Origin of the sequence: Agrobacterium sp. CGMCC 11546 (genome assembly GCF_013365515.1) — a bacterium.
GTDB lineage: Bacteria > Pseudomonadota > Alphaproteobacteria > Rhizobiales > Rhizobiaceae > Agrobacterium > Agrobacterium fabrum.
Genome location: NZ_CP047388.1, coordinates 385,054 through 408,094, shown reverse-complemented (window position 1 = coordinate 408,094; position 23,041 = coordinate 385,054). Strand labels below are relative to the sequence as shown.

22 protein-coding genes are annotated in these 23,041 nt (G+C 60.3%); 11 read left to right on the top strand and 11 right to left on the bottom strand.

Annotated elements, in window-relative coordinates:
* The first annotated feature begins 12 nt into the window (after window positions 1–12).
* The 5 genes from GSF67_RS16690 (at window position 13) to GSF67_RS16670 (ending at window position 5,816) form a co-directional block, all read left to right on the top strand.
* Window positions 13–837 carry a carbohydrate ABC transporter permease gene (locus tag GSF67_RS16690; RefSeq protein ID WP_006313219.1) on the top strand — a complete coding sequence of 275 codons (825 nt, stop codon included), beginning with the start codon at window positions 13–15 and terminating at the stop codon, window positions 835–837.
* 12 nt (window positions 838–849) lie between these two features.
* On the top strand, window positions 850–1,848 hold the full coding sequence (locus tag GSF67_RS16685) for an ABC transporter ATP-binding protein (RefSeq protein WP_128822053.1): 999 nt from the start codon (window positions 850–852) through the stop codon (window positions 1,846–1,848).
* A gap of 125 nt (window positions 1,849–1,973) precedes the next feature.
* Window positions 1,974–3,458, top strand: coding sequence for a mannitol dehydrogenase family protein (locus GSF67_RS16680; RefSeq protein WP_035214505.1), 1,485 nt, complete (start codon window positions 1,974–1,976; stop codon window positions 3,456–3,458).
* Between the two features lie 6 nt (window positions 3,459–3,464).
* The gene (locus tag GSF67_RS16675) at window positions 3,465–4,184 is read left to right on the top strand and encodes an HAD family hydrolase (protein ID WP_006309884.1); all 720 of its coding nucleotides are present in this window, start codon (window positions 3,465–3,467) and stop codon (window positions 4,182–4,184) included.
* 57 nt (window positions 4,185–4,241) lie between these two features.
* On the top strand, window positions 4,242–5,816 hold the full coding sequence (locus GSF67_RS16670) for an FGGY-family carbohydrate kinase (RefSeq protein WP_006309883.1): 1,575 nt from the start codon (window positions 4,242–4,244) through the stop codon (window positions 5,814–5,816).
* Window positions 5,817–5,882: 66 nt separating this feature from the next.
* Here the strand turns inward: GSF67_RS16670 and GSF67_RS16665 are convergent, their stop codons facing one another.
* Complete coding sequence (locus GSF67_RS16665) at window positions 5,883–6,716, bottom strand: MurR/RpiR family transcriptional regulator (protein WP_006309882.1); 834 nt, start codon at window positions 6,714–6,716, stop codon at window positions 5,883–5,885.
* Window positions 6,717–7,011: 295 nt separating this feature from the next.
* Between GSF67_RS16665 and GSF67_RS16660 the strand changes: the two genes are divergently transcribed.
* On the top strand, window positions 7,012–7,749 hold the full coding sequence (locus GSF67_RS16660; protein WP_006309881.1) for a sulfate transporter family protein: 738 nt from the start codon (window positions 7,012–7,014) through the stop codon (window positions 7,747–7,749).
* Here GSF67_RS16660 and nth read toward each other — a convergent pair.
* Complete coding sequence (nth, locus tag GSF67_RS16655; RefSeq protein ID WP_006309880.1) at window positions 7,711–8,493, bottom strand: endonuclease III; 783 nt, start codon at window positions 8,491–8,493, stop codon at window positions 7,711–7,713. The two genes, GSF67_RS16660 and nth, sit on opposite strands and share 39 nt — an antisense overlap.
* Window positions 8,494–8,530: 37 nt before the next feature.
* Between nth and GSF67_RS16650 the strand changes: the two genes are divergently transcribed.
* Window positions 8,531–9,013, top strand: coding sequence for a DUF2244 domain-containing protein (locus GSF67_RS16650; RefSeq protein WP_006309879.1), 483 nt, complete (start codon window positions 8,531–8,533; stop codon window positions 9,011–9,013).
* A gap of 267 nt (window positions 9,014–9,280) precedes the next feature.
* Window positions 9,281–10,153, top strand: coding sequence for a bifunctional helix-turn-helix domain-containing protein/methylated-DNA--[protein]-cysteine S-methyltransferase (locus GSF67_RS16645; protein ID WP_006309878.1), 873 nt, complete (start codon window positions 9,281–9,283; stop codon window positions 10,151–10,153).
* Window positions 10,154–10,360: 207 nt separating this feature from the next.
* Here the strand turns inward: GSF67_RS16645 and GSF67_RS16640 are convergent, their stop codons facing one another.
* Complete coding sequence (locus tag GSF67_RS16640) at window positions 10,361–11,392, bottom strand: sugar-binding transcriptional regulator (protein WP_006309876.1); 1,032 nt, start codon at window positions 11,390–11,392, stop codon at window positions 10,361–10,363.
* A 195-nt stretch (window positions 11,393–11,587) separates the two neighbouring features.
* On the opposite strand from GSF67_RS16640, the gene tal reads away from it, so the two are divergent.
* The gene (tal, locus tag GSF67_RS16635; RefSeq protein WP_006309875.1) at window positions 11,588–12,553 is read left to right on the top strand and encodes a transaldolase; all 966 of its coding nucleotides are present in this window, start codon (window positions 11,588–11,590) and stop codon (window positions 12,551–12,553) included.
* A gap of 105 nt (window positions 12,554–12,658) precedes the next feature.
* Here tal and GSF67_RS16630 read toward each other — a convergent pair whose 3' ends face one another.
* Window positions 12,659–13,426, bottom strand: coding sequence for an IclR family transcriptional regulator (locus tag GSF67_RS16630; RefSeq protein ID WP_006309874.1), 768 nt, complete (start codon window positions 13,424–13,426; stop codon window positions 12,659–12,661).
* Between the two features lie 196 nt (window positions 13,427–13,622).
* On the opposite strand from GSF67_RS16630, the gene GSF67_RS16625 reads away from it, so the two are divergent.
* Window positions 13,623–14,354, top strand: a complete 732-nt coding sequence (locus GSF67_RS16625; protein WP_006309873.1) for an SDR family oxidoreductase — start codon at window positions 13,623–13,625, stop codon at window positions 14,352–14,354.
* Window positions 14,355–14,409: 55 nt separating this feature from the next.
* Here GSF67_RS16625 and GSF67_RS16620 read toward each other — a convergent pair whose 3' ends face one another.
* The 5 genes from GSF67_RS16620 to GSF67_RS16600 form a co-directional block, all read right to left on the bottom strand.
* Window positions 14,410–14,583, bottom strand: coding sequence for a DUF1328 domain-containing protein (locus tag GSF67_RS16620; RefSeq protein ID WP_003499086.1), 174 nt, complete (start codon window positions 14,581–14,583; stop codon window positions 14,410–14,412).
* A gap of 211 nt (window positions 14,584–14,794) precedes the next feature.
* Window positions 14,795–15,649 carry a metal ABC transporter permease gene (locus GSF67_RS16615; RefSeq protein ID WP_006309871.1) on the bottom strand — a complete coding sequence of 285 codons (855 nt, stop codon included), beginning with the start codon at window positions 15,647–15,649 and terminating at the stop codon, window positions 14,795–14,797.
* Window positions 15,646–16,506 (bottom strand): metal ABC transporter permease, encoded by an 861-nt coding sequence (locus GSF67_RS16610; RefSeq protein ID WP_006309870.1) that lies wholly within the window; start codon window positions 16,504–16,506, stop codon window positions 15,646–15,648. Before GSF67_RS16610 ends, GSF67_RS16615 begins: the two co-directional genes overlap by 4 nt.
* Window positions 16,487–17,395: a manganese/iron ABC transporter ATP-binding protein gene (locus GSF67_RS16605; protein ID WP_006309869.1), complete on the bottom strand. Its 909-nt coding sequence runs from the start codon at window positions 17,393–17,395 to the stop codon at window positions 16,487–16,489. Before GSF67_RS16605 ends, GSF67_RS16610 begins: the two co-directional genes overlap by 20 nt.
* Complete coding sequence (locus GSF67_RS16600; RefSeq protein ID WP_035214509.1) at window positions 17,392–18,282, bottom strand: metal ABC transporter substrate-binding protein; 891 nt, start codon at window positions 18,280–18,282, stop codon at window positions 17,392–17,394. The genes GSF67_RS16605 and GSF67_RS16600 overlap by 4 nt, the downstream gene beginning before the upstream one ends.
* Before the next feature lie 282 nt (window positions 18,283–18,564).
* On the opposite strand from GSF67_RS16600, the gene GSF67_RS16595 reads away from it, so the two are divergent.
* On the top strand, window positions 18,565–19,482 hold the full coding sequence (locus GSF67_RS16595; RefSeq protein ID WP_006309867.1) for a hypothetical protein: 918 nt from the start codon (window positions 18,565–18,567) through the stop codon (window positions 19,480–19,482).
* Between the two features lie 246 nt (window positions 19,483–19,728).
* Here GSF67_RS16595 and lysS read toward each other — a convergent pair whose 3' ends face one another.
* Window positions 19,729–21,228, bottom strand: coding sequence for a lysine--tRNA ligase (gene lysS / locus GSF67_RS16590; RefSeq protein ID WP_006309866.1), 1,500 nt, complete (start codon window positions 21,226–21,228; stop codon window positions 19,729–19,731).
* 247 nt (window positions 21,229–21,475) lie between these two features.
* Window positions 21,476–22,933: a glutamate--tRNA ligase gene (gltX, locus tag GSF67_RS16585; RefSeq protein ID WP_035214506.1), complete on the bottom strand. Its 1,458-nt coding sequence runs from the start codon at window positions 22,931–22,933 to the stop codon at window positions 21,476–21,478.
* Window positions 22,934–23,041: the final 108 nt, after the last annotated feature.

Below are 23,041 nucleotides of genomic sequence, written 5' to 3'. Positions count from 1 at the left end.
GGAGAACCGATCATGGCCCGCAAGACAACCACACGCGCAAAGATCGGCTTTTCCATCGCGGCATGGGCCGTGGCGCTTTTGCTGTTCTTCCCGATCCTTTACGCCTTCCTCACCTCGATCAAGACCGAGCCGGAGGCGATCGCAGGCTTCAGCCTCCTTCCATCGGGTACGCTCGAAAACTACATCACCGTCCAGACCCAGCGCGATTACTTCAAGCCGTTCATGAACTCGGTCGTGCTGTCGCTCGGCTCGACCATCATCGCGCTGATCATCGCCATTCCCGCCGCCTGGGCGATGGCGTTCTCGCCGACCAAACGCACCAAGGACATCTTGATGTGGATGCTTTCCACCAAGATGATGCCGGGGGTGGCGGTGCTGGTGCCGATCTACCTGATCTTCCGCAATGCCGGCCTGCTCGATACCCGCATCGGGCTCACCGTCATGCTCACCTTCATCAACCTGCCGATCGTGGTGTGGATGCTTTACACCTACTTCCGCGAAATCCCCGGCGAGATTCTGGAAGCCGCCCGCATGGATGGTGCATCGCTCTGGAACGAGATCGTGCATGTGCTGACCCCGATGGCGGTGCCGGGCATTGCCTCGACGCTGCTTCTGAACGTCATCCTTGCCTGGAACGAATCCTTCTGGACCATCCGGCTGACGACCACCAATGCAGCACCGCTGACGGCCTTCATCGCCTCGTTCTCCTCACCGCAGGGACTGTTCTGGGCAAAGCTCTCGGCCGCCTCGATGATGGCGATCGCCCCCATTCTCGTCATCGGCTGGTTCTCGCAGAAACAACTCGTGCGTGGCCTGACCTTTGGCGCCGTGAAATAAGGAACGACAAACATGGGCAGCATTTCCCTTCAGAACGTGTCCAAGCTCTTCGGTGAGGCGAAAGTCATCCCGTCGATCGATCTGGATATCAACGACGGCGAGTTCGTCGTCTTCGTCGGCCCGTCCGGCTGCGGCAAGTCCACGCTTTTGCGGCTGATCGCCGGGCTGGAAGACGTCTCCGGCGGCAAAATCGTCATCGACGGCAACGACGCCACCGAAAAGGCGCCGGCCGAGCGCGGCCTTGCCATGGTGTTCCAGTCCTATGCGCTCTACCCGCATATGAGCGTGCGCAACAACATCGCCTTCCCGCTGAAGATGGCCAAGCTCGACAAGGCCGTCATCGACAAGAAGGTCGGGGATGCCGCCCGCATTCTCAACCTCACCGATTATCTGGAGCGCCGGCCCTCGCAGCTGTCGGGCGGCCAGCGACAGCGCGTCGCCATCGGCCGCGCCATCGTGCGCGAACCGAAAGCCTTCCTGTTCGACGAGCCGCTCTCCAACCTCGATGCGGCGCTGCGCGGCACCATGCGGCTGGAAATCTCCGAGCTGCACAACACGCTGAAGACGACGATGATCTATGTCACCCACGACCAGGTGGAGGCCATGACCATGGCCGACAAGATCGTCGTCCTCAACCGCGGCAATATCGAACAGGTCGGCTCGCCGATGGAGCTTTACCGCTCGCCCGCCAACCTGTTCGTCGCCGGCTTCATCGGCTCGCCGCGCATGAACCTCATCACCGGCGACTTCGCCCGCAGCAAGAACGCCACCACCGCCGGCGTGCGGCCCGAACATCTGGTGCTGTCGAAAGAAAGCGGCCTGTGGCAGGGCAAGGTCACCGTTGCCGAACATCTCGGATCGGATACGTTCCTGCATCTCGAGGTGTCAGGCATCGGACCCATCACCGCCAGGACCGACGGTGAGTTCGAATGCAAACACGGCGATACCGTCTTCATCACACCCGATGAGACCAAAATCCACAGATTCGATGACAAGGGCATCGCGATCTAGGGGGAGGCAACTCCGAAAGTTCTGCCGCCTGACTGCCCTGTGGTCGCAGGCGGTGCTCCGACAGGTTGATTGCCCGGCAAGAGGGCGATCGGCACGACCAACGTTTCCCCTTCGAGGATCGTGACATGACATGCAAACTCTCCCTCGCAACGCTTGACGAAGCCCGAAAGACGGCAGCTGTTCCGGCCTATTCCCGGGATGATCTATCCGCTGGCATCGTGCATTTCGGCGTTGGCAATTTCCACCGCGCCCATCAAGCGGTCTATCTTGATGACCTGTTCAACACCGGTGCGGACCACGACTTCGCCATCATCGGCGCTGGCGTTCTGCCTTCCGATGCCACGATGCGCGAAAAACTTGCCGCACAGGATTTCCTGACCACTGTCGTGGAGCAGGACAATAATCGCACCGGCGCGCGCGTCACCGGGCCGATGATCGACATTCTGAAGGTTGGCGATACCCAGGCCACCATCGATACGCTCGCCGATCCGAAAATCCGCATCGTCTCGATGACGATCACCGAAGGCGGTTATTTCATCGATGCCTCCGGCTCCTTCAATCCGCAGCATCCGGCAATTGCCGAGGATGGCAGGAACCCGTCCGCTCCGAAAACCGTTTTTGGCTTCATCGTTGCCGGGTTGAAGGCGCGGCGCGACAAAGGGCTTTCACCCTTCACTATCATGTCCTGCGACAACATTCCCCATAATGGCAAGGTCACGAAAAATGCTGTTGTCGGACTGGCAGCGCTTTCCGACCCGGCCTTCGCCAACTGGATCGGCGAAAACGTCGCCTTTCCGAATTCCATGGTTGACCGCATCACGCCCGCCACCGGTGAGCGTGAACGCAATATTGCCCGTGACGATTTCGGCATCGAGGATAATTGGCCGGTCTTCTGCGAGGAGTTCAAGCAATGGGTGATGGAGGATAATTTCCCCGCAGGCCGTCCGGCGCTCGAGAAAGCGGGCGTTCAGTTCGTCAAGGATGTTGCGCCCTACGAGCACATGAAGATCCGCATCCTGAACGGTGGCCACGCGGCAATCGCCTATCCGGCAGCGTTGCTCGACATTCATTTCGTGCATGAGGCCATGGAGCATCCGCTGATCCGGGCGTTTCTGGCCAAGCTCGAAAAGGACGAGATCATCCCGGTCATTCCGCCCGTTCCCGATACCGATCTTGGCGAATATTTCGGCCTCATCGAGCGGCGTTTCCTCAACCCGAAGATTGGCGATACCATTCCGCGCCTCGCGCAGGACGGCTCCAACCGCCAGCCGAAATTCATCCTGCCCTCTACCGCCGACCGCCTGTCGCGCGGCGAGGATATCGTCGGACTGTCGCTGGTTTCGGCACTGTGGTGCCGTTATTTCTACGGTACCTCCGACAGCGGCAAGGAAATAGTCTTCAACGACGCCAGCGCCGAGCGGCTGCAGGCGGCCGCCATCAAGGCCAAGGACGACCCGATGGCCTTCCTTGCCCTCGACGACATCTTCGGGGAGGTTGCCGAATCGGCGCTTTTCCGTAAACGCTTCGCCCATGCATTGAAGACGCTGTGGCAAGAAGGCACGGCGAAGACCTTGCAGCTTTATCTGGATGACAAGCTGGCTGAAAAGTGACGTGAGATGCGAGACGGGACCGGACCTCTGCTGATTTTCGACTGCGACGGCGTTCTCGTCGACAGCGAGCCGGTCTCCATCTCGGTTCTTCTCGACATGCTCTCCCATCTCGGCGTGACGATGGGGGAGGAGGAAGCCTATGAGCGTTTTCTCGGCCGCAGTGTTGCCAGCATGACAGCGATCCTGTTCGAGGATTACGGTGTCGAGACCGACATCGATTTTCTCGAGCATATGCGGGCGACGCTGTTCGAACGCTTCCGCACCGAATTGAAGCCGATCGACGGCATTGCCGAGACGCTGGACCGGCTTCTGCCATTGAAGCGCTGCGTCGCGTCATCCAGCCAGCCGGAGCGCATCCGTTATTCGCTGGGGCTGACGGGCCTCATCGACAAATTCGAGCCACATGTCTTCAGCGCCACCATGGTGAAGAACGGCAAGCCGGCCCCCGATCTCTTCCTGCATGCGGCGCGCTCTATGGGCGTCGACCCGCGTCACTGCATCGTGATTGAGGACAGCCCGGCGGGCATTGCCGCCGCAAAAGCGGCCGGCATGGGCGTTTTTGCCTTCACCGGCGGATCGCATGCACGCTTCCCCGCCTTCCGTGAAAAGATCGCCGCTCTCGGGGCCGATGCCGTGTTTGACGCGATGCCGGATTTGGTCCAACTTGTCGGCAGCTATGTGGGGAGGGGCGGTTTTGACGGCCAGGTGGAACGTGACGCAGGCTGAACCCGATCTTGCCTGCCGCCGCTGGGTCGCTCCGCCAGGGATGGAATTGCAGTCTTGATGCGTCAAAATCTTGTCGCTGTCGATGTCGGTACGGCGAGCGCCCGGGCCGGGATTTTCGATCCGGCCGGCCGGCTGCTCGCGCGCTCCATTCATCCCATCCTCATGCAGCGGCCGCGTGAAAACCACGCCGAGCACGATTCCACCGATATATGGAATGCCGTCTGCATTGCCGTGAAGGCGGCGCTTGCCGATGCCGGCGTGCTGCCGCAAAACATTGCCGCCATTGGTTTTGACGCGACCTGCTCGCTGGTCATCCGCGATGGACAGGGTGAGCCGGTTTCGGTTTCCACGACCGGTGAAGACCGTTTCGACACCATCGTCTGGCTCGACCACCGCGCCATCGGCGAGGCCGACCGGCTAACGGCCTCGGGCCATCGGGTGCTCGATTTCGCCGGCAACAGCGTCTCGCCCGAAATGCAGATGCCGAAGCTGATGTGGCTGAAGACGCATATGCCGCAAAGCTGGTCGCGCATGTCCTTCGCCTTCGATCTCGCGGATTTCCTGACCTGGAAGGCGACCGGCTCGGCACAGCGCTCCAATTGCACGCAGACGGCGAAATGGAACTTCCTGGCGCAGGAAAATCCCGGCTGGCAGGCGGATTATCTGGCCTTTGCCGGACTGGACGACCTGAAGGAGCGGGCAGGCCTGCCTGAAACTACCGTCATGCCGGGCGGCGCCATCGGCCCGCTTTCGCCCGAGGCCGCCGCAGAACTTGGTCTCGATACCGGCTGCCAGGTGGCGGCGGGCATGATCGATGCCTATGCCGGTGCGCTCGGGGCTCTGGGTGGATGCCTTGCCGAGGATGTCGGCAAACATGTCGCGCTGATCGCCGGCACGTCGAGTTGCCTTGTCGCCATGTCCACGCAGCCGATGCCCGGCCGCAGCCTGTGGGGACCCTACTGGCAGGCGGTGCTGCCTGGCCACTGGCTGGTGGAGGGTGGGCAATCGGCTACCGGCGCGCTGCTCGACCATATCGTGCGCATGCATGCGGCGGGTGGCGAGCCGGATACGGCGTTACATGCCCGCATCGTTGCGCGCGTCACTGAATTGCGCGAGATGGAGGGAGAGAACTTTGCGGACCGGCTGCATGTTCTGCCTGACTTTCACGGCAACCGTTCGCCGCTTGCCGATCCGCATGCGGTGGGCGTCATCAGCGGGCTGACGCTCGATACCTCCTTCGACAGTCTCTGCCGTCTTTATTGGCGCACCGCGGTCGCGATTGCGCTCGGCGCACGCCATGTCCTCGATGCCATGGAGCGTTTCGGTTATGCGGTGGAAACGCTGCATGTCACCGGCGGGCATGTGAAGAACCCGCTGTTGATGGAGCTTTACGCCGATGTGACGGGCAAACGCATCGTGGTTCCCGCCACCGCCGATGCGGTGCTGCTCGGCACGGCGATGACGGCGGCGACGGCCGGCGGCGTGCATGCGAGCCTCGCGGCGGCAGGGGCCGCCATGTATCCCGGCAATGCGGAAATCTCGGGTAATCCGGCGCTGACGGCGCATTACGAGCGGGATTATCGCCGTTTCCTCGCCATGTACCGGCATCGCCAGGAACTGGAACGTCTTTGATTTATTAGATTGGAATTATGGCGGTGACCGCTCGATTCCTCGGCCGTTTGTTGTTGTCAACCGCAATCAGCTGCGCAGCGAGCGCTTCAGGGCGGCAAGGTTTTTTGTCCGGACCCTGCTGGCGTCGTCCGCCCCGGCGCTCAGCGCGCAAAGCGTGAATTCCAGCAGGGAGACCAGTTGCAGGAGGCCCTGGCCGCCATTCTGGCTCTGCGGCATGGCAAGACAGAGATCGACGCTTTCCGGTCCCCATTCGTAAAAACGGGTGGTGATCAGAAGTGTTCTGTAACCGCCCTTGCGGGCGGTGGCCGACAGGCGCTGGAGGGGCAACAGGTTGCCGCCGCAATCCATGATGACGAGCAACGTGCGCGTGGGGTCGTAATCCCACAGGGCGACATAGGCCGCATTGTCGCTGCCGAGGTAGTGAATATGGCCCCGGCACTCCAGAAGCCGCCCGTAAAAATGCCGGCCGGCATCAAGCCCTTCCGGAGAGGTCGCCAGACAGACATCGTCCGCCGAGGTGATCTCGTTCATGGCAAGACGCCAGATCGTCTGGGTGGTCATGTCGAAGGCGGTCTGGATCGCCTGGATCTGCTGCGACAGAAGCTGTGAGAACGGATTGGAATGCCGTTCGCCGCCTTCGGCCGTCACCGGCTGGTCTGCGCCGACGGTTTCTTCCGCGTGGCGCAGGTCGGCGCGGATATCGCTGAATTGCCGGTACCCCAGAGAACGCAGGAAACGGCCGACCGTCATCGGGCTGAGGCTGAGCTTTGCGGCCAGCGTCTGTGCCGTTTCAAACGGCAACTCGTCCAGATGTTCGATCAGATATTTGGCAATCTTGCGCTCGGAAGGGGTGCCTGCCTTCATGGCGCGCGTCAGGTTCAACAGCAGCTTTTCCACCAACGCCTCTTTTATTTTATATTTATTGAACGGTGATGCATTCGCGCGCCCGTGCAAGCGTGCGAACCGCGATTTGACGGTGGGGACGAGCTTTCCCGGCCATGTCCTCCACCGGACCGGAATGCGAATTATCGTAGATGGTTTATTATATTTTAGAGATACCTTTTATTCAAGGGAAATTCCATTTGCGGTTTAACTCCCGCCAGCGGGCGTCACACCCTGTCTTGCGGAGTGAAGGGCCAGCGCCTATCTCGGTGTTGAGAGAGTTTCAACGCCACAGGCGTCAAGGGAGTTCCGAATGATATTTGATGCGGCGCGGCTGGCATTTGGCAATCTCTTTGCCGCCGAGACCCGGTCGGTATTCTGGAAGGTGCTGGGGCTGACGCTGCTGGTGCTGGCGGCGCTTTGGTTCGCGATCCGCTCCATCTTCATCTATTTCGCTTTGCCATGGATCGATACGCTTATCCCCGGCGTGCCCGATTGGGCTGGCTGGCTGAGCTTTGTTTTCGCCATTTTCGCCGGCATCGGACTTGCCTTGGCGCTGGCGCTGCTCATCTCGCCGGTCACGGCCGTCATCGCCGGCCTGTTTCTCGATGATGTCGCCGAAGTGGTGGAAAAACAGCACTATCCGGATGATCCGCCTGGCAAGGCAATGCCGATGGGCGAAGCCGTGCTGTCATCGATCAAGTTTTTCGGCGTCGTCATTGCCGGCAACCTCATAGCACTTTTGCTGCTGTTGGTGCCGGGCGTCAATCTCATCGCGTTTTTTCTGGTGAACGGTTATCTGCTCGGCCGGGAATTTTTCGAGTTCGCGGCCATGCGTTTCCGCTCGCCCGCTGACGCCCGGTTGTTCCGGGTGAAGCACCGCACCACGGTGTTCATCGCCGGGCTGGTGATTGCGGCATTCCTGGCGGTGCCGTTCCTCAACCTGCTGACTCCGCTTTTCGCCGCCTCGCTGATGGTGCATCTGCACAAGGCCGTCAGCCGGCGCGATCCGTCATTCGCCGCCGGCGGCACCGAACAGCTGCGCGGGTAGTTCTACCAGCGGGGCCGGAATATCGAAGGTCTTTTCCGGCGATTTGCAGATATCGGCAATCACGCAGCGCTCGCATTCCGGCTTACGCGCCTTGCAGCAATAACGCCCATGCAGGATCAGCCAGTGATGCGCATGGAACAGATATTGTTCGGGGATAATGCGGACCAGCCGGTCTTCTACCTCATCGGGAGTTTTGCCGGGCGCAAGACAGAGCCGGTTGGCAATGCGGAACACATGCGTGTCCACTGCGAGCGTCGGCACGCCGAAGGCCATCGACATCACCACATTGGCGGTCTTGCGGCCAACACCGGGCAGGGTTACCAGCTCCTCGCGGGTTTTCGGCACCTCACCATGGAAATTGTCGATCAACATCTGCGATAGTGCGATGACGTTTTTTGCCTTGTTGCGATAAAGGCCGATGGTCTTGATATGGCCGATCAGCTGTTCCTCGCCGAGCGCCAGCATTTTTTCCGGCGTATCCGCCTCCTTGAACAGGGCGCGGGTCGCCCGGTTCACACCGACATCGGTCGCTTGAGCGGAGAGCGCCACGGCGACCAGCAGGGTGAAGGGATTGGTGTGTTCCAGCTCGCCTTTCGGCTCCGGCCGCTGAATAGAAAAGCGACGGAAGATTTCGGTGAGTTCGTCTTTCGAATAGGCGGTTTTTACCCGCGCTGGTTTGCGCCGCTGCGCCGGAATTGACTTTTTCAATGTTTGGGTGCTGGATCGTTTCTTGGCGACTGTCATGCACTATCTATAGCCAGCGCGGCCAAAGGAAAGCAACGTGGATACGCTCGACGACCAGCCGATTTTCGCGGCGGAACTCGTTCCGCACCGCTCGCTTGGCCGAAGGGGTTTCCGGCTGCTTCTCATCCTCACCGGATTTGCCTGCCTCATCTATGGCGGCTTTTTCCTCGCCACCGGCGCATGGCCGGTCGGCCTGTTTTTCGGGCTGGATTTTCTGCTGCTTTATATCGCCTTCCGCGCCAATTACCGGGCGGCGAAAGCGCGGGAAGAGGTGAGCGTATCGCGCACCAACCTGTCGATCCGCAAATTCTCGCCCGCCGGACGCATGGTGGAATATCGTTTTAATCCGTTTTGGGCGCGCTTCCGGGTAAGACGGCATGATGAGATCGGCATCGTTTCCATGCATGTGACGGGCGAGGGCCGGGCGACCGATATTGGTTCGTTCCTGAACCCGGATGATAGGGAAAGCTTTGCCAAGGCCTTCGGCGGTGCGCTGGCGACGGTGCGGCGGCGGATGTGAGTGGGTCAGGAAGTGTCGCGGCGCGGTGGTCTCCTTCATTCATCCCTGTGCTCGTCACAGGGATCCAGCCAGCCCAAGTCTTTGGGCTGAGAAGAGTCCTTCGCCACGCGGGCGCTTGTCCGCTGGATTCCTGTGACGAGCACAGGAATGAGGGTGAGTGGGTGTTCCGGCTAACGAACATTCCTTGTGTATCGTGATGCCGCGCAAGAAACGGGTGGAGACCGGCGCGCTTTAGTGGTTTTCTCTTACCCGTTAAGGAGACATGCGATGAACGCCAATATCATGCTGAAGGAAGACATCACCCCCATCGGCTCGGATTACGATACGGTGCGCGGGGTTATCGAGCTTTTGACGCTGGATTATCGCGAGCAACCCTCCCTCGAAGCCATCGCCGCCAGGCTCGGCCAGTCGCCGACGCAATTGCAGAAGACTTTTACCCGCTGGGCCGGTCTTTCGCCCAAGGCCTTCCTGCAGGCCGTGACGCTCGATCACGCCAAAAGGCTGCTGCGCGAAGAGGACCTGCCGCTGCTTGAAACCTCGATCGAGGTCGGCATGTCCGGGCCTGGCCGCCTGCATGATCTGTTCGTTACCCACGAGGCCATGTCGCCCGGCGAATGGAAGGCGAAAGGCGGCGGGCTGACGATCCGTTACGGTTTTCACGCCTCGCCCTTCGGGCTTGCGCTGGTCATGATCACCGATCGCGGCCTTGCCGGCTGCGCCTTTGCCGATCCGGGCGACGAAAGAGCCTGTTTCGAGGATATGGCCGGCCGCTGGCCGAATGCGGATTATGTCGAGGATCGCGAAGCGACCGCGCCCTATGCCGCACGTATCTTCGATTCGTCCCTATGGACGGCAGACAAGCCGCTGCGCGTGGTTTTGCTCGGCACGGATTTTCAGGTGAGGGTCTGGGAAAGCCTCCTGAAAATCCCGATGGGCCGCGCCGTCACCTATTCGCACATCGCCTGCGATATCGGCCAGCCCACCGCATCCCGAGCCGTAGGTGCAGCTGTTGGCGCGAACCCGGTCTCCTTCGTTGTCCCCTGCCACCGCGCGGTCGGCAAGAGCGGTGCGTTGACGGGTTACCATTGGGGCCTGACGCGCAAGCGTGCGATGCTGGGATGGGAAACGGGGAAGGCGTGACGCTGAGGATCGGCTATCCCCTTTATTCCTCATCCCTGTGCTTGTCACAGGGATCCAGCCAGCCCAAGTCTTTGGGCTGAAAGAACTCTTCCCGCCATGCAGACGCGAGGCGACTGGATTCCTGTGACAAGCACAGGAATGAGGGAGGGGTGGAGAGCCGACGCAAGAGACGCTCATGAGGACCGCCCGCGAATGGCCTGACGACGCTTAAACCAGTTCCATCAAGGCCCGCGCCGCGGCTTCGTCGGTAATCAGCGTATTGCAGCCGATGCGCTTGATCGTGGCGCGGATGGCGATGGCGCGGTGGGCGCCGCCGGAAGCGAGGACGATGTGTTTGGCCTTGCGCAGCGTGTCGAGATCGATCGCCATGGCGCGCTGGTTGATCGGATGATTGACGGAGCGGCCTTCGGCATCGATGAAGTTGAACATCGTGTCGCAGACGCAGCCGGCATCGACGAGTTCGCGCAGCGTCTCCCTGGAGATGAAACCTTCCGACAGCGAAGTGGAATGGGGGCCGATATCGCCGCAGGAAACGATGGCGAGATCGAGCGTTTCGGCGAGATCGTAAAGCGTCGCCAACCCGCATTTTTCGATCAGCGCCCGTTTGGTCTCGACGGAATCCACCAAAAGCGGCGCGAGGAACATGTAACATTCCGCCCCGAGCGCGCTTGCCAGCCGCCAGGTGTAATCGAGCGGATTGGTCTGGTGCACGGCGACGATACCGCCGAGCAGTGAGACGACCTTGCAGTTTTCCCGCCGCGGCGGCCGGAAGCTGGAGAGCGAGGCGGTCATGGTGCGTCCCCAGCCGACGCCGATGGTGGCACCGTTCGGCACCACTTCGGAGAGGAACTGCCCGAGTGCGAGGCCGACGGCCTTGGCGGTGCCTTCCGCGCTTGTCTTGCTGGCTGTAGATGGGCTGGCGGTAGATGGGCCGGCGGGAGACGGGCCGGGCGAAGGGATGATGACGGCCTCGTCCAGTCCGTAGGCTGCTTCCAGCTGGCCGGCCAGCGAGACGAAATCCTCGATGCCTTCATTGATCCAGATCTGCACTTCGGAGCGTTTCATTGCCTCGTCGAGCAGGCGGATGACGGTGGAGCGGCTGATCCCCAGTCTTTCGGCGACATCCTTCTGCGTCATGCCCTGGTTATAATAGAGCCATGCCGCGCGCAGCCTCAGCGAAGCCGCTTCCGAATAGGTCGTATGGGTCTCTCTTCTCAGTTTCGCCACGGTTTTCGCCATTCCTTATGTGCGGTCGAGTATCGCAGCCATGAAACTTATGTCAATTGCGATGCGCAAATGTCTTGACTTTCGACCGCGCCACTTGCGATAGTCGGAGCCGGACAGAACCGTGATTTCGGCCTTGGGCGCACTTCTGGTGCGGGAACGAAAAGACGGCTGAGCAAGTTTACCAGAGATCATGAAGGATCATTCGCCATGACGTCCAAACTCGAACAACTTCGCGCCATCACCACGGTCGTTGCCGATACCGGCGACATCGAGGCGGTTGCACGCCTGAAGCCGGTGGATTGCACCACCAACCCGACCATCGTTCTCAAAGCGCTCGGCACGCCGGCCTTTGCCGATGCGGTGAAGGAAGCTGTCGCCTGGGGCAGGAAGCAGGGCGGCCAGTCCGACGCCGTCGTTGCCGCCGTTGCCGACCGTCTGGCGATTTCCGTCGGTGCAGCCCTTGCCGGTCTGGTGCCGGGCCGCGTGTCGACCGAAGTCGATGCCGACCTGTCCTTCGACACGCAGGCTTCCATCACCAAGGCACGCCACATCATCGCCTCCTATAAGGAGCGCGGCATCGAGCGTGAACGCATCCTCATCAAGCTGGCCTCCACATGGGAAGGCATCAAGGCTGCCGAAGTTCTGCAATCCGAAGGCATAGACTGCAACCTCACGCTGTTGTTCTCGCAGGCACAGGCGATCGCCTGCGCCGAAGCCAAGGCTTTCCTTATCTCGCCCTTCGTCGGCCGTATCCTCGACTGGTACAAGAAGTCGACCGGCGAGACCTACACCGCCGAGACCGATCCGGGCGTCGTTTCGGTGCGCAGCATCTACAATTATTACAAGGCCAATGGCATCGGCACCGTCGTCATGGGCGCGTCCTTCCGCAATGTCGGCGAAATCGAAGCGCTGGCTGGTTGCGACCGCCTGACGATCAGCCCGGCGCTGCTCGAAGAGCTGGACAAGGACAATGGCAAGCTTGAGCGCAAGCTTTCGCCTGACAATGTCAAGGCCGAGGCGCTGCAGTCGCTCGATGAAAAGGCGTTCCGCTGGGCGATGAACGAAGACGCGATGGCAACCGAGAAGCTTTCCGAAGGCATCCGCCTGTTCGCCAAGGATCTGGTGACGCTGCGCGAGATGGTCCGCAAGGAACTGACGGCCGCTGCCGCCTGACAAAAAAAGGGGGAACCATCTGCGTTCCCCTCGCGTTTACCAGACATAATCTCCAGTCAATTGAAACGCGATCGGGCCCCTGCCGGTCGCGTTTTTTTGTGCCCTTCAGACGTTTCCCGTCACCACTTCGGAGATGCGTTTTGCCGCATCGCGGATCAGCTGTTCGCAAGTCTCGCGCGTCGGGGCCGTGCCGCCGAGCGTGGTGATGTAGGGGCAGGTGATGACGGCGAGTGCGGTGCCATCCAGCGTCAGAACAGGGGCGGAAATGTTGCGCACGCCCGCCGTCTGCAAGCTGTCCATGGATTCAAAGCCGTTGCTGCGCACCTGCCGCAGCCGCTCGGCTAGGTCCGCCGGCACGGTCTCGCCGCTGCCGCGCACCTGTTCGGTCATCATGATCTCGCGCTGCGCCTCTGTCTGGAAGGCCAGAAGCACATGGCCGGAGCCGGTGTGGAACAGGCTCATTTGCGCGCCGACCCGCATGGACATGGCCCAATAGGTGGCGGATTCCTGCTGGGCGATGACAACGACGCTGCCGCGATCATAAACGGCGAGATGGCAGGCCTGTTCGGCGCTTGCTGAGAAATCGCGCATCACAGGTGCGGCGAAGGAGACGAGCCGGCGGATCGGTGCATGAAAATGCGCCAGCCCGAACATTTTCAGCGTCAGCGAAAACCGGTCGCCGTCGAGCCGCTGCACATAACCTCGACGAACCAGACGGTCCAGCATCCGGTACAGTTCGTTGGGGCTTTTGCCGATCGCCTTGGCGATCTCGATCTGCGTCAGCCCGCCATCCGTGCGGGCCAGAAGCTCGAGAATGTCCAGGCCCTTGTCGAGGGCGGGGGCGCGATATCTTTCGCTGTCGTCGTCGGTCATCTGGCCTCGATGGTGTTTCTGATGCGTGCCGGGCGGGGTGCCTTAAAATATGGTTGCCCGATACCCCGCATCCGCGCAAGTTTGCTTGACGCCATATGAATACCGCGTTTACATATGAATTGTCGATCCATATTTGAGATCACTGAAATTCAACGGCTCGGCCACGCTGGCGGTCGGCTTTAGCGGGAGGCTATTTATGGTGCAGGATTTTAACGGCCGGACAGTGGTGATCACCGCCGCCGGCCAGGGTATCGGCCGGGCGACGGCGGAGCGTTTCATATCGCTCGGCGCGCGCGTCATCGCCACCGATATCAACGAGCAGGCGCTTTCCACCCTGAAGGGTGCGGAAACCCGGGTTCTGAACGTGCTTGACGGAGATGGCGTCAAGGATTTCGCTGCCGATATCGGCCATGCCGACGTGCTGTTCAACTGCGCCGGCTTCGTGCATTCCGGCACCATTCTCGATTGTGAAGAGAAGGACTGGGATTTCTCCTTCGACCTCAATGCCAAGGCGATGTATCGCACCTGCCGCGCCTTCCTGCCCGGTATGCTGGAAAAGGGCAAGGGCGCGATCGTCAACATGTCCTCGGTTGCTTCAAGCGTGAAGGGCGTGCCGAACCGTTTCGCCTATACGGCTTCCAAGGCTGCCGTCGTGGGTCTCACCAAGGCCATTGCCGCCGATTTCGTCACCAAGGGCATTCGCTGCAACGCCATTTGCCCCGGCACGGTCGACAGCCCGTCCTTGCATGACCGCCTGCGCGCCACCGGCAATTACGAACAGGCGCTGGCCGATTTCATCGCCCGCCAGCCGATGGGCCGCATCGCCACATCGGAAGAAATCGCAGCGCTCGTCACTTATCTCGCTTCCGACGAGGCAGGTTTCACCACCGGCCAGATCCATGTGATCGATGGCGGCTGGACGGGTTGATTATCTTTACTGGAAAGAGGAGAGGCGACCGGTGAAGACCGGTCGCCTTTTTTGTTCAGACGACAGCGCTGCCGGCCATCAGTGCAAGCACGAGGAAGACCAGGAAGATCACCACGGCGATGAAGAACAGGATACGGGCCACGCCCGCCGCCGCCGCGGAAATGCCGGTAAAGCCGAATACGCCTGCGATCAAAGAAATAACGAAGAAAATAAGAGCCCACTTCAGCATGGCGCTTCCCCTTTTGCATAATTTGCCAAGCCCGCCGCCCCGCGACAGGCTCAGCAAAATGACGCGCAAAAGGCGAAAATGTTCCACACGCCCGCAAAAATCGTTGTTCTCGAGCATGTCCAGCAAAAGTGCGTTAGCGGTTTTGCGTCCGGACTGCGCAAAAGCAAAGAGATAGAGCATTTCAGGTGAACCGGCTTTCACCGGAAATGCTCTAGAAGCCTGTTTCCCGCGCCGCGTCCGTCCGGCGGGCCTTCCAGGTGGTGCGGATGAAGGTGGCGACGAAAGCAAGGCTCATGAACATCACGATGGTGGGGGCTGGCGCACTGTCGATCAGGAAGCTCACCCATATGCCAGCCAGCGATGAGGCAACCGCCACCGCAACGGCCACCAGCATCATGGCGGAAAACTGCCGGGTCAGCAGGAAAGCGATTGCGCCTGGCGTCACCAGCATGGCGACCGAGAGGATGATGCCCACCGCCTTCAATGCACCGACGACGGTGAGCGACAGGACCATCAGCAGGCCATAATGCAGCACGCGCACCGGCAGGCCGATGGCTTTGGCATGCTGCGCATCAAAGGCGTTGACCAAAAGGTCCTTGCGCAGGATGCCGAGGAACAGCGTGGCAAAAAGCGCGATCAGACCCGTCTCCAGCATGTCTTTGGGTGCAATGCCTAGCATGTCGCCGAAGAGAATATGGTCGAGATGCATGTCGCTCTGCACCTTCACGTAAAGCACCAGCCCCAGCCCGAACATGCCGGAAAAGACGATGCCCAGCACCGTATCTTCCTTGATCCGGCTGTTTTCCTTGATGAAACCGGTGCCGAGCGCACAGATCATGCCGGCGATGAAAGCGCCGATGGAGAGCGGTATGCCGGCGATATAGGCCATCACCACGCCGGGCAGCACGGCATGGGAGACCGCATCCCCCATCAGCGACCAGCCCTTCAGCACCAGAAAACAGGACAGCATCGCCATCGGCACCGCGATCATGAGTGTAATGACGAAGGCATATTGCATGAAGGGCAGCTGAAACGGCAGGATGGCGAGTTCGAGAGTGTCGCTCATGGCGTTTCCTCCAGTGCCTTGCGGGCCTTGGCGCGCGACGCGAGCAGGCCGTGCTTGGGCGCAAAAACGAAGGCGGCAAGGAAGATCGCCGTCTGCAGCACGACGATGACACCGCCGGTGGCGCCATCGAGGAAATAGCTGAGATAAGCGCCAACGAAGCTGGTGGCCGCACCGATGATGAGGCTCATCAGGATCAGCCGTTCGAAACGGTCGGTCAGGAGATAGGCGGTGGCGCCCGGCGTCACCACCATGGCGACGACGAGGAAGGCCCCGACCGTCTGCAAAGCGGCGACCGTGGAGGCGGCGAGCAGGGTGAAGAAGATCACCTTCAGCACCTCCGGTTTCAGCCCGACGGTGCGGGCATGGTTCTCATCGAAGAAGACGACCATGAAGTCGCGCCATTTCAGCGCCAGCACGAGGAGGCTGATGCCGCCGATCAGCACCAGCTGGATGGTGTCTTCCGCCGTGATCGCCAGAATATTACCAAGTACGATGGTCTGGATATTCACCGACGTGGGCGAGAGCGACACCATGAACAGGCCAAGCCCGAAAAACGAGGTGAAGATGAGGCCGATGATCGCGTCTTCCTTGAGCCGCGTCTTCTGGTTCAGGAACAGCATCGAACCGGCTGCAAGCCCGCCGGAAAGAAAGGCACCCAGCGAAAAGGGCAGGCCGAGCATATAGGCCCCGGCCACACCGGGAACGATGGCATGGGAAAGCGCATCGCCGATCAGCGACCAGCCCTTCAGCATCAGATAAGCGGAGAGAAAACCGCAGACACCGCCCACCAGCGCACTGACCCAGATGGCGTTCAGCATATAGCCATAGGTGAAGGGCTCAAGAAGGCTGGTTATCATCGGTTTTTTCTTTCAGAGCCTGTGCCTCATCCCCGTTCTGACCATTCTTGCCGTAGATCACGAAGGGACGCTCGTCATCGGTAATCACCTTCAAGCGGCGCGGATCGGCATCGTCATGCAGTTCCGCCCCGCCGAGCACGAAGTGGCGCAGGCTGCCGCCAAAGGCCTTTTGCAGGTTCTCCTCGTTGAAGGTATCCGCCGTCTTGCCGGACGCCAGAACCGTGCCCTTGACGAACACGGCGCGGTCACAAAATTCCGGCACGCTGCCGAGATTGTGGGTTGAGACCAGCATGACCCGGCCTTCGTCACGCAGCGCTTTCAGCAGCACGACGATCTGCTCCTCCGTCGTCACGTCGACACCGGTGAAAGGCTCATCCAGCAGGATCACCTGGCCCTCCTGCGCCAGCGCGCGGGCGAGAAACACCCGCTTCTTCTGCCCGCCCGAGAGTTCGCCGATCTGCCGCTTGCGATAATCGAGCATGTTGACGCGTCCAAGCGCCTCCTCGACCATCTGGTGATCGCGTTTCGACGGGATGCGCAGGAAATTCATGTGGCCGTATCGGCCCATCATCACCACATCTTCCACCAGCACCGGAAAACTCCAGTCCACCTCTTCGGCTTGTGGCACATAAGCGACGAGGTTTTTGCGGAGCGCTTCCTTCACCGGCAGATCGAAAATCGATACGGACCCGGCTGCCAGCGGCACAAAACCCATGATCGCCTTAAAAATCGTGGACTTGCCGGCGCCATTGACGCCGACAAGTGCAGTGATCGTTCCGCGGGGGATGGAAAAGCTGGCGTTTCTTAATGCGGTGTGGCCATTGCGATAGGTCACTGTCGCATTTTGAACCGTCAGGCCGCCGCCGGATTTTTTACTGCCCATTCTCATGAAGACAGTCCCTTGGCGATGGTTTCGCTGGTCACGCGCAGGAGGTCCAGATAGGTCGGAACCGGGCCGTCCGCCTCGCTCAACGAATCCACATAAAGGACGCCGCCATAGGCCGCACCGGTTTCCTTGGCCACCTGCTTTGCAGGATCGGCGGAAACCGTGCTTTCGCTGAAGATGACCTGGATATTGTGCTCGCGCATGGCGTCGATCACACCGCGCACCTGTTGCGGCGTGCCCTGGCTATCGGCATTGACCGGCCAGAGGAACAGTTCCTTCAGGCCGAAATCACGGGCGAGATAAGAAAAGGCGCCTTCGCTCGTTACCAACCAGCGCTTGTTGTCAGGCAGAACGGAAAGCGCATTGCGGATCGGCTGCACCGTGGCCTTGATCTTGTCCGAATAGACCTTGGCATTGACGGTATAAACATCGGCGTGGGCAGGGTCGATTTCGGCAAGACCCTTGCGGATATTTTCCACATAGATCAAGGCGTTATCGGGCGACATCCAGGCATGCGGATTGGGTTTTCCCTGATAGGCGCCGCCGCTGATCGCCATGGGTTGCACACCATCGCTTACCGTTACATCAGGCACGCCGGAAAGATTGGTCAGGAATTTCTCGAACCACAATTCCAGATTGAGGCCGTTGCGCAGCACCAGATCGGCCTTGCGGGCTTTGAGAATATCACGCGGTGTCGGCTGGTAATTGTGAATTTCCGCACCCGGCTTGGTGATGCTCTCCACGTCCGCCGCATCACCCGCCACGTTGCGCGCCATATCGGCGATGATGGTGAAGGTGGTGACCACTTTCGGCTTTTCCTGCGCGACGGCAACACCCGGCAGGAAAAGCGAAAAAGCAAAAAGGGCATGGCGGATTTTATGAAGATTCACGTCTGTCACCAATTTCTGTTGCGATTAACTCGCAATACCATCTGTTATGGAATCACAGATGTCAACGCTATTGCAAATCATTCTCAATTTAGCTGATTTCGGAAATGTCCGAAATTGGTGCGTTTTTGCAGGCGCCGCGGCGGTCTGGTTAAACTTTTTTCAATGAGAAAGCGGCACTATCGCGAGGCTCGGACAACGTTGTCCGCAGCTTATCCCGCGTGTCCCTCATCCTTCGAGCCACGTTTCGGGGTGAGGGCTTAAGGCGGGGTACTTGATGTCAGGATGTTGCGGGTGAAAGCTGTATTCGGACGAATGCGGTTTTCGCGCAAGCTCGTTATGATTGGAGGCGGGATCCTGCTTTTGGCGGGTGCGACCGGTTCTGCTGCCGTGTTCATCGGCAGTGAACGGCTGCTTGGTCCATCCTATGCTTCCAGCAACGGGCTTTCCTGCGACGCAGTCCAGACGGTCAACATCCGCAAGAACGGCGCCTTATGGGTGCGCAAATTTATCCGCACCGGAGGCGGAGACGGCCCCGAGCGGCTGAAGACCGCGCTTCGTGTTGCAAAGGCGGTTTACGACAAGCAGAAACCCGATCTGGTGCAGGTTTCCGTGCTAGACAAGAACGGACCGCAGCTGCGCTCGGAAATGCGCGGCCGCGCCATTGCCGCGCAGGTGGTCTTCATTCCCGATCCGGCAAAAATTCCCGAAGGCGCCAACGCCCATCGTTATTCCGCCTTTTATTACGATGGCGCCGCCAATGGCAGCGGCCAGTTTTATGGTCTGCGCATCGATCTGCCGCTGGAAGATACCGAAGCCATGGCCGCAAGCCTCAGCGATTCCGCCGATTGCGCCACCCCGGTCCTGGATGGTGGCTCTGAAGGTCACGAGGGCAAGGCACCGAAAGGTCACGGCGAAAACAAGGGCGCTGCCGGCGGCGAGCACGGCGCTGCCCCGGCTGAGAGCGGCCATGGCGAAACGAGCCCGGAAACCAACGGCGAAACCCCGTCTCCCGAAGCCCATGGCGAACCCGTCACTGACGAGCTTCTGACCTCGACACCGGAAGCCGAGGGCAGCAGCATCTTCAGCCTGTCCTATCTGAAATCACTGATCTTCGGAAAAGGCTCGACGACCGCCCAGGCGGCGGAGGAGAAGGCTGAGGCGGATGAACCGAGTGGCGACAAGGCCAAGGCAGGGCATTAAGGGCGCCGGAATTCGGCGCAGGCCACACAATCCCGGAAGGTACTGGTGTCTTTCCTCATGCCTGTGCTTGTCACAGGGATCCAGCCAGCCCAAGTCCTTGGGCTGAAAGGAGTCCTTCCCCGCCACGCAGACGTGCGTCGACTGTATTCCTGTGACGCGCACAGGAATGAGGGACGGTCGGTCACTGGCATAACGAACGAGATTATCGGGAGCTTCTCACGCGAAGCTCCCTTTCTTCGTCTCTTCTCAATCCGCTTTGTTGCGGCGAGCCGGGAAGAGGATCACGTCGCGGATCGACGGGGCGTTGGTCAAGAGCATGATCAGGCGATCGACACCGATGCCGAGGCCGCCGGCGGGTGGCATGCCCTGGTCGATGGCGTCGAGGAATTCGTCGTCCAGCTGCTTGTCCTTTTCGCCACGGGCGTGGGCCTGCTCCAGCTGTTCCACCATGCGGCGGCGCTGTTCTTCGGGATCGTTGAGTTCCGAGAAGGCGTTGCCCACTTCCCAGGCGTTGCAATAGCTCTCAAAACGCTCGACGAGGCGCGGTTCGCCCGGCACTTCCTTGGCGAAGGGCGAAATGTCCTTCGGGAAATGCGTGACGTGGCTCGGCTGGATCAGCGTGGCTTCCACCTTCTCTTCGAAGATGAAGGCAAGGCATTCGCCCCAGGTCCAGTCCTTCTCGACGGCAAAACCGGCGGCCTTGGCAGCGGCGCGGGCCTCTTCGTCGGTCTTGATGGCGAGGAAATCGATGCCGGTCGCTTCCTTCACCGCATCAGGCATCGGCACGCGCTTGAACGGACCCTTGAAGGAAATCGTCTGGCCCTGGAACTCCACTTCGGTCGTGCCATGCAGGGCAATCGCCAGCGTCTCGAACAGCCGTTCCACGAGACCCATGATGTCTTCGTAATCGGCATAGGCCCAATAGCACTCCATCATGGTGAATTCAGGATTGTGCCGGGTGGAGACGCCTTCGTTGCGGAAGTTGCGGTTGATTTCGAACACCTTGTCGGAAAGGCCTGAGACCAGCGTGCGCTTCAGGAACAGTTCCGGCGCGATGCGCAGATACATGTCCATCTTCAGTGTGTTGTGGAAGGTCTTGAACGGATCGGCCGTTGCACCACCATAAACGGTCTGCAGCATCGGCGTTTCCACTTCGAGGAAGCCTTCGGCCTCCATGAAACGGCGGATACCGGAGAGGATTTTCGAGCGTTGCAGGAAGCGCAGCTTTGAGTCTTCGTTCGCCAGAATGTCGAGATGGCGCTTACGGTAACGCAGCTCGATATCGGAGACACCATGCCACTTTTCGGGCATCGGCAGCAGCGACTTCGTCAGCATGGTGATTTCTTCGGCATTGATCGTCAGCTCGCCACGCTTGGTGCGGCGCACCTTGCCGGTGACGCCGATGATGTCGCCGATATCGATCATCGGCAGCAGGTTGCGCGCCGCTTCCGGCGTCGTATCCTTGTGGGAGAAGATCTGCACCTTGCCCGAGGCGTCATGTATATCCATGAACATGCCGGAATTGCGCGAGGAATAAACGCGGCCCGCCACCGTTACCGTGTCGCCGGTTTCCGTGTCCGGCTCAATATCGGCATATTTTTCCGCCAGCTCCGCATTGGTCAGCGTGCGATGGAAATGTGCCGGATAGACATCGCCGATCTGCTCGCGCAGCAGCGCAAGTTTCTGGCGGCGCACTTCAGTCGCGTCGGAGGAAAGGGCGGTGGTCTCGGTCTTGGTGTCGGTCATGTTTTTTGCCTTAAGCGGGCTTGTTCGTTGCGGTTACCCTTTGCGCTCGGGTCTACCCCCCTCTGCCCTGCCGGACATCTCCCCCTCAAAGGGGAGATCGACAAGCGGTGGACACCTTGCCCATGGAACGAGCGGGTGCGGCGCCCGATCTCCCCCTTGAGGGGGAGATGCCCGGCAGGGCAGAGGGGGGTACCCCAAGCAGAGGGGTATATTTCAGGATGCCGGCGTGACCGCCAACACCAAATTATCAGCTTCCGCTGCCAACCATCGTGGCCACAACGGCAATCGCCACTTTCAGGCGCTGGCGAACCACAGAGCGGCCGAGCAGCGCCATGCTTTCAAACAGCGGCAGCGAGCGCGATGAACCGGAGACGGCGACGAAGAGCGGCGGCGTCACGACGCGCAGCTTCTTGCCTGTGCGTTCGGCCACATCGCGCAGCTCGGCTTCGATGGCTTCCACATTCCAGTCCGGCATTTTTTCGAGGTCGGCGGCAACCGTGGTGAGGATCTCGTGGATTTCCTCCGGTTTGCTTTTAAGACCCGCAAACGAAGCTGGCGTCAGGCCAACATCGCTCGACACCAGGAACCCGGCGAGGTTCGGCAACTCGCCGAGTTTGGAAATGCGGCTCTGCGAAAGCTTCAGACCTTCGGTCAGGCGGGAATTTTCCATCGCCCATTCCAGCGTGCGGGCAATGAACTCTTCCGGCGAAAGCTTTTCGCGCAGCCAGCGGCCGTTCAGCCAGTCCAGCTTCTGGATGTCGAAGATGGCGCCGGCCTTGGACAGCGCTTCCGGGTCGAACTTTGCGGCCAGTTCTTCCATCGTCAGAAGTTCTTCGCCTTCGGCGATCTGGATGAAGAACAGGCCGAGGAAGTTCATCAGCGCTTCCGGCAGGTAACCGAGGGCCGAATAATAGGAGATCGACGTCGGGTTCTTGCGCTTGGAGAGCTTCGACTTGTCGGCGTTGCGCATCAGCGAAAGATGCATGAACACCGGTTCCTGCCAGCCGAAATAACGGTAAAGCAGGATGTGCTTGGGCACGGAGGCGAGCCATTCTTCGCCGCGCGCCACATGGCTGATTTTCATCAGATGGTCGTCGATGACGTTGGCCATGTGATAGGTCGGCATGCCGTCGGCCTTGATCAGCACCTGCATGTCAACCGAATCCCAGGGGATCGAGACATCGCCGTAAACGCCGTCATGGAAATCGCACGAGCCTTCGGTCGGGATTTTCATGCGCACGACATTGGCCTCGCCGGCGGCAACGCGGGTGGTCACTTCTTCAGCCTTCAGGTGGAGGCAAAGGCCGTCATATTTCGGCGGCTTGCCCGCGGCGCGCTGCGCTTCGCGCATCTGCTCGAGCCGCTCGGGCGTGCAGAAACAGCGGAAGGCATGGCCTTTTTCCAGCAATTCTTCGGCATAGGGCCAGTACATCGGCTTGCGCTCGGACTGACGGTAGGGACCGTAAGGGCCGCCGACATCGGGGCCTTCCGACCAGGTGAGGCCGGTCCAGCGCAGCGCTTCCAGCACCTTCTGCTCATATTCAAGGGTCGAGCGAGTGGCGTCGGTATCCTCGATGCGCAGAATGAACTCGCCACCGTGTTTCTTGGCGAAGAGATAGTTGAACAGCGCGATATAGGCGGTGCCGACATGCGGCTCGCCGGTGGGGGAAGGTGCGATGCGGACGCGAACGCCGGAAGTGGTCATGAAATTCACTCGTCGTGACGTGGAGTGACATCGGGACGGTTCACCCTGATATCACGGAGTTTTCGTTTGGATGCGGCAGGACATCATGTCGAAAGGCGAAAAGAAAGT

Bases quoted from the DNA above. Each gene is read 5' to 3' on its own strand.
- GSF67_RS16690 (WP_006313219.1), top strand. From the start codon at position 13: ATGGCCCGCAAGACAACCACACGCGCAAAGATCGGCTTTTCCATCGCG.
- GSF67_RS16685 (WP_128822053.1), top strand. From the start codon at position 850: ATGGGCAGCATTTCCCTTCAGAACGTGTCCAAGCTCTTCGGTGAGGCG.
- GSF67_RS16680 (WP_035214505.1), top strand. From the start codon at position 1,974: ATGACATGCAAACTCTCCCTCGCAACGCTTGACGAAGCCCGAAAGACG.
- GSF67_RS16675 (WP_006309884.1), top strand. From the start codon at position 3,465: ATGCGAGACGGGACCGGACCTCTGCTGATTTTCGACTGCGACGGCGTT.
- GSF67_RS16670 (WP_006309883.1), top strand. From the start codon at position 4,242: ATGCGTCAAAATCTTGTCGCTGTCGATGTCGGTACGGCGAGCGCCCGG.
- GSF67_RS16660 (WP_006309881.1), top strand. From the start codon at position 7,012: ATGATATTTGATGCGGCGCGGCTGGCATTTGGCAATCTCTTTGCCGCC.
- nth (WP_006309880.1), bottom strand. From the start codon at position 8,493: ATGACAGTCGCCAAGAAACGATCCAGCACCCAAACATTGAAAAAGTCA.
- GSF67_RS16645 (WP_006309878.1), top strand. From the start codon at position 9,281: ATGAACGCCAATATCATGCTGAAGGAAGACATCACCCCCATCGGCTCG.
- GSF67_RS16640 (WP_006309876.1), bottom strand. From the start codon at position 11,392: ATGGCGAAAACCGTGGCGAAACTGAGAAGAGAGACCCATACGACCTAT.
- tal (WP_006309875.1), top strand. From the start codon at position 11,588: ATGACGTCCAAACTCGAACAACTTCGCGCCATCACCACGGTCGTTGCC.
- GSF67_RS16630 (WP_006309874.1), bottom strand. From the start codon at position 13,426: ATGACCGACGACGACAGCGAAAGATATCGCGCCCCCGCCCTCGACAAG.
- GSF67_RS16625 (WP_006309873.1), top strand. From the start codon at position 13,623: ATGGTGCAGGATTTTAACGGCCGGACAGTGGTGATCACCGCCGCCGGC.
- GSF67_RS16620 (WP_003499086.1), bottom strand. From the start codon at position 14,583: ATGCTGAAGTGGGCTCTTATTTTCTTCGTTATTTCTTTGATCGCAGGC.
- GSF67_RS16615 (WP_006309871.1), bottom strand. From the start codon at position 15,649: ATGAGCGACACTCTCGAACTCGCCATCCTGCCGTTTCAGCTGCCCTTC.
- GSF67_RS16610 (WP_006309870.1), bottom strand. From the start codon at position 16,506: ATGATAACCAGCCTTCTTGAGCCCTTCACCTATGGCTATATGCTGAAC.
- GSF67_RS16605 (WP_006309869.1), bottom strand. From the start codon at position 17,395: ATGAGAATGGGCAGTAAAAAATCCGGCGGCGGCCTGACGGTTCAAAAT.
- GSF67_RS16595 (WP_006309867.1), top strand. From the start codon at position 18,565: ATGTTGCGGGTGAAAGCTGTATTCGGACGAATGCGGTTTTCGCGCAAG.
- lysS (WP_006309866.1), bottom strand. From the start codon at position 21,228: ATGACCGACACCAAGACCGAGACCACCGCCCTTTCCTCCGACGCGACT.
- gltX (WP_035214506.1), bottom strand. From the start codon at position 22,933: ATGACCACTTCCGGCGTTCGCGTCCGCATCGCACCTTCCCCCACCGGC.